The 11,451-nt window shown below is 60.8% G+C and carries 11 protein-coding genes; all 11 read right to left on the minus strand.

Features of this window, described 5'->3' with window-relative positions; genetic code table 11:
- Positions 1 to 6 precede the first annotated feature (6 nt).
- Positions 7 to 1,443 carry a UDP-N-acetylmuramoyl-tripeptide--D-alanyl-D-alanine ligase gene (murF, locus tag LG374_RS02250; protein WP_225756187.1) on the minus strand — a complete coding sequence of 479 codons (1,437 nt, stop codon included), beginning with the start codon at positions 1,441 to 1,443 and terminating at the stop codon, positions 7 to 9.
- Positions 1,425 to 2,912 (minus strand): UDP-N-acetylmuramoyl-L-alanyl-D-glutamate--2,6-diaminopimelate ligase, encoded by a 1,488-nt coding sequence (locus LG374_RS02255; RefSeq protein ID WP_225756188.1) that lies wholly within the window; start codon positions 2,910 to 2,912, stop codon positions 1,425 to 1,427. The genes murF and LG374_RS02255 overlap by 19 nt, the downstream gene beginning before the upstream one ends.
- A complete protein-coding gene (locus LG374_RS02260; RefSeq protein WP_225756189.1) occupies positions 2,884 to 4,770 on the minus strand; it encodes a penicillin-binding protein 2 in 1,887 nt (628 codons plus the stop codon). Before LG374_RS02260 ends, LG374_RS02255 begins: the two co-directional genes overlap by 29 nt.
- Positions 4,771 to 4,774: 4 nt before the next feature.
- Positions 4,775 to 5,032: a cell division protein FtsL gene (locus tag LG374_RS02265; protein ID WP_225756190.1), complete on the minus strand. Its 258-nt coding sequence runs from the start codon at positions 5,030 to 5,032 to the stop codon at positions 4,775 to 4,777.
- 5 nt (positions 5,033 to 5,037) lie between these two features.
- A complete protein-coding gene (rsmH, locus tag LG374_RS02270; RefSeq protein ID WP_225756191.1) occupies positions 5,038 to 5,958 on the minus strand; it encodes a 16S rRNA (cytosine(1402)-N(4))-methyltransferase RsmH in 921 nt (306 codons plus the stop codon).
- Positions 5,955 to 6,410 (minus strand): division/cell wall cluster transcriptional repressor MraZ, encoded by a 456-nt coding sequence (mraZ, locus tag LG374_RS02275; protein ID WP_225756192.1) that lies wholly within the window; start codon positions 6,408 to 6,410, stop codon positions 5,955 to 5,957. The genes rsmH and mraZ overlap by 4 nt, the downstream gene beginning before the upstream one ends.
- A 422-nt stretch (positions 6,411 to 6,832) precedes the next feature.
- Entirely contained in the window at positions 6,833 to 7,681 is an 849-nt protein-coding gene (locus tag LG374_RS02280) for an SPFH domain-containing protein (protein ID WP_225756193.1), read from the minus strand.
- A 28-nt stretch (positions 7,682 to 7,709) separates the two neighbouring features.
- Entirely contained in the window at positions 7,710 to 9,359 is a 1,650-nt protein-coding gene (locus LG374_RS02285; RefSeq protein ID WP_225756194.1) for an ankyrin repeat domain-containing protein, read from the minus strand.
- Positions 9,356 to 9,976 (minus strand): NUDIX domain-containing protein, encoded by a 621-nt coding sequence (locus LG374_RS02290; RefSeq protein ID WP_225756195.1) that lies wholly within the window; start codon positions 9,974 to 9,976, stop codon positions 9,356 to 9,358. The genes LG374_RS02285 and LG374_RS02290 overlap by 4 nt, the downstream gene beginning before the upstream one ends.
- 8 nt (positions 9,977 to 9,984) lie before the next feature.
- Complete coding sequence (locus LG374_RS02295; RefSeq protein ID WP_225756196.1) at positions 9,985 to 10,680, minus strand: peptidoglycan DD-metalloendopeptidase family protein; 696 nt, start codon at positions 10,678 to 10,680, stop codon at positions 9,985 to 9,987.
- Positions 10,677 to 11,429: a 5'/3'-nucleotidase SurE gene (gene surE, locus LG374_RS02300; protein WP_225756197.1), complete on the minus strand. Its 753-nt coding sequence runs from the start codon at positions 11,427 to 11,429 to the stop codon at positions 10,677 to 10,679. The genes LG374_RS02295 and surE overlap by 4 nt, the downstream gene beginning before the upstream one ends.
- Positions 11,430 to 11,451 lie beyond the last annotated feature (22 nt).

Here is an 11,451-nt window from a genome sequence, read left to right on the forward strand (position 1 = left end):
GGTCGTTTAGTCCTGGGGGTGGGTTCTGTCGATGGCGGCGGTGTCGAGGACGCCTTCCATTTTCGCTGCGCGCGAGCCTTTGACGAGGACGGTAGTCGGCGGTGTCGCCGGGTCGGCGAGCAGTTGTTTGAGGGCAGCGCCTGCGGCAGCGGTGTCGAGGTAGTGGCGGGTGGTCTGGTCGTCGCTCAGGGTGTCGTCATCAGCCCAGTCGCCATCGCTTTGTTTGGCGGCGAGGTAGGTGGCGGGGTATTCGCGGGCGAGGCCGTCGCCGACCGCCCAGAAGGCGCCGATGGCTTTTTCGGCAGCATAAGCGGCGACTTCGCGGTGCATGGCGGCGGCGCGTTCACCCAGTTCACCCATGGCTCCGGCGATGACGAGGCTGTGCGGCGCGCTGGCGATGACATCTATGCCCGCTTTGAAGGAGGCGGGGTTGGCGTTGTAGGTGTCGTCATAGATGGTATGCGGGCCAACGCGGTAGGCGGTGAGGCGCGATTGGTGCAGGACGAGGCCGTTCAGCGCGGCCTGTATTTGTGCGCCGCTGATGCCGGCAAGGGTGGCGGCAGCGGCAGCGGCCAAGGCATTGGCGATGTTGTGGCGGCCAACGAGCTGCCAGGCGACGGGATAGGCAGCGTCGTCAATGTGCAGGGTGAAGCGGCGGCCATCGTCGCTGATGTCGCTGGCGTAGAGGTCAGCACCTTTCAGCGGGTCCAGCGCGAATTTTTTTTGCGGGCGGTGCTGGTATTCGTCGCGCCAGCGTCTGCCCGCCGGGGCGTTGAGGTTGATCACCAGCGCGCCGCTGCTTGCTGCGTAAATTTCGCTTTTTGCGGTGATGACGCCTTCCAGCGAGCCGAAGCCGGCGAGGTGCGCCGCTGAGGTGTTGGTGATGACGGCAATGTCGGGGCGAACAAGGGCGGTGAGCGGGGCGATTTCGCCAGGGTGGTTCGCGCCGATTTCAATGACGGCGTAGCGGTCTTCGTCGGTCAGGCGTAGCAGGGTAAGCGGCACGCCGATGTCGTTATTGAGGTTGCCCTGGGTGGCCAGGGTTTGTCCTTGTTGTTGCAGGAGGCGTTGCAGGATTTCTTTGCTGGTGGTTTTGCCATTGGTGCCGGTGATGGCAATGAAGGTGGCACGGCTACGTTCGCGGCGGTCACGAGCCAGGGCGGTGAGCGCTGCGAGGCTGTCTTTGACGACGATTTGCGGCAGGTCGATGTCGCGTCGTGCTTCGACGATAGCGGCAACGGCACCGCGCGCTTTGGCGGCTTCCAGATAGTCCGCACCGTCGAAGTTTTTGCCTTTGAGGGCAACAAAGAGCGCGCCCGGCGGCAGCTTGCGGCTGTCGGTGCTGATGTTGAGGGCGCGGAAATCGGCGCCGTGGTGTTCGCCGTCGCAGAGGGCGGCGATGCGGGCAGCGTCAAGCGGGGCGTTTAGGGACTGGTAAGCCATGTGCGGACGGTTTCCTGGTCTGAGTAGTGGTGTTTGGTCGTGCCGATAATCTGGTAGTCCTCGTGGCCTTTACCGGCGATGACGACGGCGTCACCCGCCTGCAACTGCGGCAGCACCCAGCGGATGGCTTCTTCTCGCGGTCGCTTGACCCAGATGTTTTCCCGCTTACCCGTACCGCGCAGGGCATCGGCGATGATGTCGGCGGGGTTTTCTGTGCGCGGGTTATCGTCGGTGATGACGGTGGCATCGGCGTAGTGTTCTGCCGCTTGCGCCATCAGCGGGCGTTTGCCGTGGTCGCGGTCGCCGCCGCAGCCAAAGATGCACCACAGTTTGCCGGGAACGTGCGGACGGATGCCTTGCAGGATGTTGACCAGTGCTGCCGGGGTGTGGGCGTAATCGACGATGGCGGCAGCGCCGTTAGGCAGGCGGATGCGTTCGGCGCGGCCAGGAACGCCGTGCAGGGTAGCGAGGATGGCGGGAATATCGGTAAACGGGGTGTCAAGGGCGAGCAGGCAGGCGGCGGTATTCAAGAGGTTATCAACGTTGAATCTTGCCAACAGGTGCGAAGTAACGGGGGCGCTATGGCTGGAAACCGCGTGGTTATCTCGCTTGGCGTCTTCGTATTGCAGGGTGAAATGGATGCCGTCGGCGTCCAGCGAGATATTCCCGGCGCTGACGGTCGCAGCGGCGCGCGGGTGGTGGTTGCCTGCGCTGCTGACAGCGATGATGCGCGTCGCGGGGTGGACAAGGTTGTCGTCAAGCAGGCGGCGGCCATGGGCGTCGTCGATGTTGATGACGGCACACGGCAGCGGGCGCGCAAACAGGCGGGCTTTGGCCTGGAAGTAGTCTTCGAGGTCGCGGTGGTAGTCGAGGTGGTCGCGGCTGAGGTTGGTGAAGACGCCAATGGCAAAATCCACTCCGGCGACGCGGTGCTGGGCGAGGGCGTGTGAGGAAACTTCCATCGCGACGGTCTTGATGCCGCGTTCGCGCCAGGCAGCGAGGTGTTGCTGGATGCGTAGCGGGTCAGGGGTGGTGTGGCTGGCGACTTCGAGTGCGTCCAGCGGGCCGTAGCCGATGGTGCCCAGCATGGCACCGCCCGTCGCCTGGGCGAGAAAGTGAACCAGCGAGCTTTTGCCGTCGGTGCCGGTAACGCCGATGACGGTCATGGCGCGCGCGGGATGGTCGTAGTAATGGGCGGCGATGTCGCCGAGGTGCGCGCCAAGATCAGGGCAAGGCAGGGCGCCTGCCGGTGGCGCCGGATAAGGCGGTTCGTAAACGATGGCGGCGGCGGGTTCGCCGTGGTAGTAGTCGAGGGCGTGATGGCTGACGCCGCGTGCGGCAAGCCACAGGGTATCGGCATCAAGCTGGCGGTTGTCGGTAGTGATGGCGCCGATCATTCGTTCGGCGGCGGGGTCAAGGGTGAGGTAAGGAGCGAGGAGGCTACTGAGTGATTTCTTTGGCTGGGACATCGGGGGCTCCGACTGTGTCGTTGTCTTCAAAGGGTTCGCCGTTATCGTTGACCAGCGCAATGTCGCCGGTCTTGGTGATTTTATCCGGCAGGACGTTGAGCATTTTCAGCGAGGCTTCGGCGATTTTCGCAAAAGGCGGCGCGGCGACGAGGCCGCCATAGTAGTCGCTGCCTTTGGGATCGTCCACGACGACGACCATAGCGATGCGCGGTTCGTGTGCCGGAGCGTACCCGGCGAAGATGCCGCGATAGTTTTTTTCAGCGTAACCGCCGCTGGCGCGGACTTTGTGCGAGGTGCCGGTCTTGCCCGCCACGGTGTAGGTGTCGGTGTTGGCGCGGCGTCCGGTGCCGCCGTCGCCGACTACGGCTTCGAGCATTTTGCGCACACTACTGGCGGTTTTTGCTGACATCACCCGCTTGCCTTCCGGCGGGGTGTGGACTTTCAGCAGCGACAGCGGCATGGCGACACCGTCGTTGGCAATGGTGGCGTAGGCATGGGCCAGTTGCAGGGCACTGGTGCTGACGCCGTAGCCGTAGAAGATGGTGGCGTATTCAAAGTTGCCCAGTTTTTCGGTGCGCGGGAAGTGGCCGCGCTGTTCGCCGGGGAAGTTGATGCCGCTGGCCTGACCGAAACCGAGTTCGTGCATGAAGGCGCGGTATTTTTTGCGCGGGGTGCGCTCGCTGATCATCGCCATGCCGACGTTTGAGGATTTGCGGATGATGCCGACAGTGTCCTGTGTGCCGTAGTTATGCGTGTCGCGCACGGTGTTTTTGCCCATCTGGTAGGTCATGCTCTTTTTGAAGCGCGTGTTGGGCGAGATGGCACCAAGTTCGATAGCAGCGGCAACGGCCAGCGGTTTCATGGTTGAGCCGGGCTCAAAGGTGTCGGTGACGGCACGGTTTTTCAGCAGTTCAGCGCGTCGCTCGGCGGATACGTTCGGGTTGCCCGCCGGCAGCGACACCATTGAAAGAATTTCGCCGCTCTTGATGTCGATGACGACGGCAGTCACAGAAGCGGCGCGGTACTGGTTCATGGTGTCCTGCAACACCTGATGGGTGATGAACTGGATGCGCTTGTCGATGGAGAGTTGCAGTTGTGCCCCGCTAGCGGCGGGCGCGACTTCTTCCACCACGCGCAAGGCGCGTCCGGCCCGGTCTTGCAGGACTTTGACCTTGCCGGGACGGCCGGCGAGGGTATTTTCGTAGAGTTTTTCCAGCCCTTCCTGGCCTTTGTCTTCCACATCGGTGTAGCCGATGATTTGCCCCATAATTTCGCCGGAGGGATAGAAGCGTTTGTAGCCGTTTTCGCTGCGCAGACCGGGGATTTTCAAGTCCAGCGCTTCTTTGCCAAGATTGGGCGGAATCTGCCGCCCAAGGTACATGAACTGGCTGTCGCTGCGCTTGATGAGCTCTTCGTAAAAACGGGCGAGATCTTCATCCAGAAGACCGGCCAGCGGACGCAGGATTTCGTAGTGATAGCGCAGGCGGGTTTCGTCTTCGTCGGGGCCGTTCACCCAGGAACAGTCTTCGCTGTATTTTTTATCGCTGAGGCAAGCCTCGCGCAGGCGGTCAAAGTCGCCATTCAGCGTCGCCCACAGGCGGGTCGGGTCGGCGATCAGGGTGCTGACCGGGGTCGAGATGGCCAGCGGCTCGCCTTCGCGGTCGAGGATCATGCCACGCAGCGCATCTTCGGTCTGGATGCGCAGACTGCGGTCATAGCCGCGCGCGGTGAGTTCACGCGCGGTGGTTACTTGCAGGCGGATAAGCTGGCCGATGAGCAGCGCCGTCATCAAGACCAGCGCGGCAATGACCACGTTACGCCGGGTCGTGGCTCCGTAGCGGGAAGCGGAACGCGCCACTGGCTCAGTCCAGATAGACGACTTGCGTCGCTTGCGGCATGTGCATATCCAGTCCGTTACGCACTGCGTGGTCAATAACGCTGTCATCCACCAGCATTTTTTGCTCCAGGAGCAGTTGCGTCCATTCGGCGTTAATCTGGTCGCGCGTCTTTTTCAGCGATTGCACTTCGTTGACGAGGTCGCTTTGCTCATGCGCGAATTTCGCCGCCTGCACCCCGCTGAAACACACACCGCCAAGCAGCGCCGTCAGAATTAACATCATGATTTTCATATCTTTACTGCCTTTCTCAGTCTTGCACTGCGACTTCTGGGATTATCCGCCACTTCCCCGGCGGACGGCTTGATCACGGGCGGTACCAGTCGCAGCAAAGGGTTCACCCGGTCATGCGCCGACGGGATTTCCGCCGGCAAAGGCGCGCCCTCGCAGGCGCGGATAAAACGTTTAACGAGCGCGTCTTCCAGACCGTGAAAAGTAATCACGGTCAGCACTCCGCCACTCGCCAATAAATCCGTTGCGGCACGCAAGCCGCGCTCAATCTCGCCGACCTCGTCATTAACCGCGATGCGGATTGCCTGAAAGGTCTGTGTCGCCGGATGAAAACCGGCACGGTGCAACTTGCGCGGCACAGCGTCAGCAACCACCGCAGCAAGATCCAGTGTCGAATGCAGGCGCGGACGGGCAGCCATCACGGCGCGGGCGATGCGGCGCGCCACCGTATGCGGCTCGCCGCCCCAGTCGCGGATCACGCGGGCAAGCGTCGCTTCATCGGTTGCGGCCAGCCAGTCAGCGGCGGTCATACCGCTTTCATTGTCCATGCGCATATCGAGCGGGCCTTCCTTGTTAAAAGAAAAACCGCGTTCCGCCTGATCAAGTTGTGGGGAGGACACACCGAGATCAAGCAATACGCCATCCAGACTGCCCGCGCCAACCTCGGCAAAAGCCGTCGCCATCTGCGAAAAAGGACAGCGGGCGAAAGAAAAACGGGCGTCGTTCCAAGCAGCGGCGGTAGCAGCCGCCTGCGGATCGCGATCGAGGGCGAACAAATGGCCGTCGGTACCAAGCCGGTCGAGAATGGCACGACTGTGCCCGCCGCGTCCGAAGGTGCCGTCGAGATAACACCCCGCTGGCCGGATAGCGAGCGCATCCACCGCTTCTTGCAGCAATACCGTGGTATGCACACCGTTCATAGCGCCAGCGTCTCCAATGCGCCCGTGAGATCCAGGCCATCGGCGCGCAATTCATCGGCATCTTGCGCATTGATCGCGTCCCACGCCTCTTGCGCCCACAGTTCGAACTTGTTACCCATGCCGCTCAGCACCACCTTTTTGTCGAGACCAGCACGCTGCCGCAGCGGTGGCGGAATCAGGACGCGCCCGGTAGAATCCAGTTCGCATTCGGCGGCGTTGCCCATATACAGCCGCTTCAAGCGGCGGATTTGCGGGTCGAAGCTCGGCAGTTTGACCAGCTTTTCTTCCACCTTTTCCCACTCCGGCAGGGTGTAAAGCAAAAGCTGCCCTTCCAGCTCGGCGGTCAGAATCAGTCCATCCGCACTTTCCGCTTCAAATTGCGCCCGCACTTTGGCCGGAACGGATAACCGACCCTTGGTATCAAGCGTAATGTGATAAATCCCGCGAAACATGTGTGTGAGCGATCCTGCGCTATTCGTTGCACTTTTTCCCACATTATAAAGCGTTCATGAATTTCAACAATAAATTCAGGGGGTAAAAATAACAAGCACCTTAAAAAGCAGTAAAAATTTTTTCATCTGCCTGCCGTTTTTGGCAGCTTTTGTCGAAATGGTGCAAGAAAGTGGGAGAAGCAGGGCAAACCTCCCGTACGCTTCTGTGAGGAAGCGCACACGTATGGCTCAAGGGTTTTGGTCATGTTGCGGCAATATAGTTGAATAGATAAAAAAGCGTAACAAGGCGCGTCGCCGCAGACAGTACAGGTAGTACGGCAAGGCGACGCAACGCCGTTACGATTTTTTAGATGTTTAACTATAAAAAAACCCTGCATAAAGCAGGGCTTGGGTAAGTAAGGTGTGTGTCGCTGTCTGATCGCTTACGACCCCGCGTTAATCGTCGGCTGGCTGCCGCGTTCCGAGCACAGCACCACCAATAGATTGCCGACGATTGCCGCTTTTTGCGCGTCGTCAAGTTTGACCGTGCCATGCGCCTGCAACTGCGCCAACGCCGCTTCCACCATGCTGACGGCGCCCTTAACGATGCGGCTGCGCGCAGCGATGACCGCATTGGCCTGCTGCCGTTGCAGCATCGCCTGGGCGATTTCCGGCGCGTAGGCGAGGTGGCTGATGCGCGCATCAAGCACAGCGACGCCCGCATCGGCAAGGCGGTCAGTCAATTCGCTTTGTAGATGCGCCGAGATTTCGGCGGCGTGACTGCGCAACGAGAGTTGCCCCTCTTCGTGCTGGTCGTAGGGATAGCTGGTCGCCATTGCACGCAGCGCCGCTTCGGACTGGATATGCACAAAACTCTCGTAATCGTCCACGTTGTACACCGCCTCAGCAGCGCCCTCGACCTGCCAGACGATGACGGCGGCGATTTCAATCGGCGAACCGTCCAGCTCGTTTACCTTCAAGCGACCGCTCTCGAAATTGCGCACACGCAGCGAAATTTTCTTCTTTTGATACAGCGGGTTGTTCCAGCGAAGACCAGTATCGCGCACCGTACCGCTGTATTTGCCAAAGAAGCTCAGCACCGCCGCCTGATTCGGTTCTAGCTTATAGCAGCCGCTCATAACAAAAATCACCAGAGCCAGCAGCGGGAATCCGAGGATGATGCTCGCTTCATTTTTTGCATCAATGGACGCAATGAAATAAAAACCGAGGAAAAGCACTGCCGCAATCAGCACAGGGAGGCCGGAGAATGAAGCCTTGGGTTTTTCTGTCATTTATGCTCCTTTGCGAGGAAGCTGGCCGTTATTTACAGGTGAGCGAGACAACGATTCCGCTGTTGCTGATGACGGCACTGCATTGCCGCCCATCACCATCCGGGTAGTACTGCTGGCACCAGCCGATATCAATGCTGCGTCCGCCGACGCTGCAACTGCTGAGGACGCCGCCGCTCGTGCCGAGGCTGAGAATGCCGTTGGCACGGGTGAAGCCTTTGTTGCCGCGCGGTTTGGCGGCGGGTCTGCCGGCGCTTTGCGCGAGGATGGGATCGCTGGCGGTACGCAGGGCGTTTTGGGCTTCGACGCGGGCTTGAGCGGCGCTGCGTGCAGCAGTCTGTGCCTGTTGCCGCGCCTGTTCTTCAGCGCGGCGCGCCGCTTCGGCTTGCTGGCGGGCGCGTTCGGCTTGAGCCGCCGCAGCGGCGCGGCGGGCGGCGCGTTCTTCGTTGAGGCGGCGCTGTTCGACTTCGCCGGGGTTGGCGTTACTGATGTTTTGTGCCTGAGCGCGCAGTTGTTGGGCCTCGCGGGTTGCCGCTTCGGTTTGCTGACGGGCGGCGGCAAGTTCGGCGGCGTTACGGGCAGCGCGTTGTTCGTCTTCGATGCGTTCTTGTTCGGCGATGCGGCGTTCTTCTTCAGCGGCTTCTCTGGCGGCGGCTTCGGCGCGGGCGCGGGCTTCGGCGGCCTTACGCTGGTTTTCCGCGCTGCGTTGCGCTTCTTCCTGTTGTTGCGCTGCGTTTTGCGCGGCAAGACGTGCACGACGATCGGCGCCTTTGCGTTTGTCGGTTTTTTTGCCCGCTTCGTTTTCGGCCAGCATGAGCTGGTAGATGAGCTGGTCATCGAGATAGCTGCCGCTTTTGGCCATTTTGCGCTCTTGGCGGAAGGCCTGGATGGCGGTGCTGATGCCGGTGTTTTTGCCGGTTTTGTAGCCGAGGTTTTTCAGGGTGTTTTGCGTCTTTTTGCCAAGTTCTTTGTTGAAGGCGGGTAGCCAGGCGGCATCGATTTTGCCGCTTTGACTCAGGTGGTTTGCTCTTTGGAAGGCTTTGATCGCTTTAGCGGTGGCAGCGGTCTGTTTGCCGTTCGCCGCACCGGCGTCATGGCCGAGGTAGCGTAGGCCGGTTTGCACGAGTTTAACGAGCGCGCTGCTGTATTGGTTTTTCTGTGCGATTTTGTTAGCGACGAGCCAGTCAGTGATGTTCTTGCGACCGTTTAATGTGGCGATGTCGTAAAGCGTGAAGCCGCGCGGGTCGGTTTTTTTCAGGTCGCATTTGTTGTTTTTGTGTTGTTTTAAGGCATCAAGACGGCCTTCAGCGGCAGCCTGGAAGACAGCACTTTGTGCTTTGCCACAGGGTGTCTGCACGGTTTTGGCCGGTGCGGCGGCTTTGCCATTTGCGGCGGGCTTGGCGGTTTTGCCGACAGCGGCAGCTTTGCTGTTTTTGCCATTGGCAGCGGGCTTGGCCGCCGGGGCGGTTTTACTGTTTTTGGCGGTACTTTTACCGCTGGTGGTTGGTTTGCTGACGGCTTTATTTGTATTTTTTGCAGCGGGTTTGCTCGTTTTACCTGCCTTGGCGGTCGCAACAGCTTTGTTGGCGGCGGGTTTGGCCGGAGCAGCGTCGGTAATGGGAACAGCAAGGGCAAGGATGGTGCTCAGGATGAGGCGGCGGAAGGTGGTGGTGTGGATCATAGGGTTGCCTGTGAATGTTGTTGTGCCGCGAGATGCGGATGGCGCAGCAGGAAAGCCTGCATGGCGATAAGGGTGTTTGCGTTGTCGAGTTTGCCGGCGGCGAGCCAGTCCAGGGCTTCGCGGTAACTGAGACGGTGCACGGCGATGTCTTCGCCTTCAGCGGCAATACCGCTGTAAGCGACGGTTTGGCTGCTGTCGATTTCGGCGAGGTAGAGGTGAACCTGCCCAGCGCTGCCGCCGGGGCTGCCGAAGTAGCCGGCAACGTATTCGAGGCGGCGGGCGCGGGTGCCGATTTCTTCTTCGAGCTCGCGCTGAATGGCGGCTTCGGGGGTAGTGTCTTTTTCGTCCATGAAGCCGGCAACGATTTCGCGCTGCCACGGATTGACGCCTGCCACCATCGCGCCGATTCGGAATTGTTCAACGAAGATGAGTTCGCCGCGTTCGGGGTCGTAAGGCAGGGCAGCAACGACGGCGCTGCCCGCCCGACCCAGGCATTCACGTTCGACTGGCTCGCCCATGCCACCGCGATAGCGTTCGTAAGCGACGGTGTAGCGACGCACACGGAAGAAGCCGCGATAGGTTTCGGTGTCGTTTTCGACGCGGTAGCGGTAATCCATGCGGTTTCTCAATAGCGGGGGGTGGTGCCGATGTAGGCGTAAGGGTTGACGGATTGGCCCTGTTTGCGGGTCTCGAAGTGCAGGGCGGGGATGTTCTGCGGGCTGATGCCCATGGTGGCGATTTGCTGGCCGCGCTGTACGCGTTGTTTCTCACTAACCTGAACATCGGCAAGATAGCCGTAAGCGGAAAGGACTTTGTCTTCGTGACGCAGGATGATCATGCGGCCAAAACCGGAGAGGCCGGAGCCGACGTAAGCGACTTCGCCATCGCGGGCAGCACGGATGGCCTGCCCCCGGCTACCGGTAATTTTCAGGCCCTGCCCGCCTGGGGTAGCAGGATCGTATTCACGCACGACGCGCCCCTGGGTCGGCCAACTCCAACCGGGCTGCCCGGCACTAGAGATTTGCGGGGTATAGACTGGGGTGCGCATGACACCACGCGGCGGCTGGGTATGCAGACGCTGGCCAACGAGGATGCGGTTGGGATCGCTGATGCCGTTCCAGCGGGCGAATTCCTGCATATCAAGGCCGTAGCGCCAAGAAATGCCAAAGAGGGTATCGCCGGGGCGGACGATGTAGTCGGCGCCGGGACGCAACGCGCCGCGCTGTCCGTGCAATTCGGCGGCGGTCGGGCCGTGACGGTAATGGGTGCCGCAGGCGCTGAGAAGCAGGGCAAACAGGGTAAGGGTGGTGAGGCGTTTCATCGGGCATCCTCCAGCCAAGTGCCAAGATCGTGCAGCTGATCGTGCGCGGTGAGATCAAATTGCAGCGGGGTGACGGAAACGTAGCCAGCCTCGACTGCGTGGAAATCGGTGTTGTCGCCACCACCGGCGAAATTACCCGCCGAACCGATCCAGTAGAGGATTTTGTCGCGCGGATTTTTAATCTGTTGCAAGGGTCCTGCGGGATGGCGCGCGCCGAGAACGGTAGCGCGGATGCCTTTGATGTCCTTATAGGGCAGGTCGGGGATGTTGATGTTGAGAAAGAGGTTGCGTGGCAAGGGACTTTCACTCATATGGCGGTAGAGATCGGTGGTGATTTTCACGGCACTGTCGAGGTGGGCTGGGTTGCGCGCCGCGATGGAGACGGCGATAGCGGGCAGACCGAGGTTGTGCCCTTCGAAGGCGGCGGCGACGGTACCGGAATAGAGCACGTCTTCGCCCATGTTGGCGCCGTGGTTGATGCCGGAGATGACCATGTCGGGACGGATGTCGAGGTAGCCGGTCAGGGCGAGGTGGACACAGTCGGAGGGGGTGCCGTCCACGCTCCAGATGTTGGCGCCGTGTTCGGTGATACTGAGCGGGCGTTTTAGGGTAAGAGAATGGCTGGCCCCGCTGCAATCGCGGTCAGGGGCGATAACGGCGAGGCGATTCACTTCATGGTGCAGGGCATCGGCCAGGCGGCGCAATCCCGGAGCAAGATAGCCGTCGTCGTTGGACAATAAAAGGAACATGACGCTTCCGGATGGTGAGTTG

This window comes from Cardiobacterium sp. Marseille-Q4385, assembly GCF_916618745.1.
Taxonomy (GTDB): domain Bacteria; phylum Pseudomonadota; class Gammaproteobacteria; order Cardiobacteriales; family Cardiobacteriaceae; genus Cardiobacterium.

Excerpts from the sequence above, each read along its gene's own strand:
- mraZ (WP_225756192.1), bottom strand. The coding sequence starts at position 6,410 with ATGTTTCGCGGGATTTATCACATTACGCTTGATACCAAGGGTCGGTTA.
- LG374_RS02255 (WP_225756188.1), bottom strand. The coding sequence starts at position 2,912 with ATGTCCCAGCCAAAGAAATCACTCAGTAGCCTCCTCGCTCCTTACCTC.
- LG374_RS02290 (WP_225756195.1), bottom strand. The coding sequence starts at position 9,976 with ATGGATTACCGCTACCGCGTCGAAAACGACACCGAAACCTATCGCGGC.
- surE (WP_225756197.1), bottom strand. The coding sequence starts at position 11,429 with ATGTTCCTTTTATTGTCCAACGACGACGGCTATCTTGCTCCGGGATTG.
- LG374_RS02295 (WP_225756196.1), bottom strand. The coding sequence starts at position 10,680 with ATGAAACGCCTCACCACCCTTACCCTGTTTGCCCTGCTTCTCAGCGCC.
- LG374_RS02285 (WP_225756194.1), bottom strand. The coding sequence starts at position 9,359 with ATGATCCACACCACCACCTTCCGCCGCCTCATCCTGAGCACCATCCTT.
- murF (WP_225756187.1), bottom strand. The coding sequence starts at position 1,443 with ATGGCTTACCAGTCCCTAAACGCCCCGCTTGACGCTGCCCGCATCGCC.
- LG374_RS02280 (WP_225756193.1), bottom strand. The coding sequence starts at position 7,681 with ATGACAGAAAAACCCAAGGCTTCATTCTCCGGCCTCCCTGTGCTGATT.
- LG374_RS02265 (WP_225756190.1), bottom strand. The coding sequence starts at position 5,032 with ATGATGTTAATTCTGACGGCGCTGCTTGGCGGTGTGTGTTTCAGCGGG.
- rsmH (WP_225756191.1), bottom strand. The coding sequence starts at position 5,958 with ATGAACGGTGTGCATACCACGGTATTGCTGCAAGAAGCGGTGGATGCG.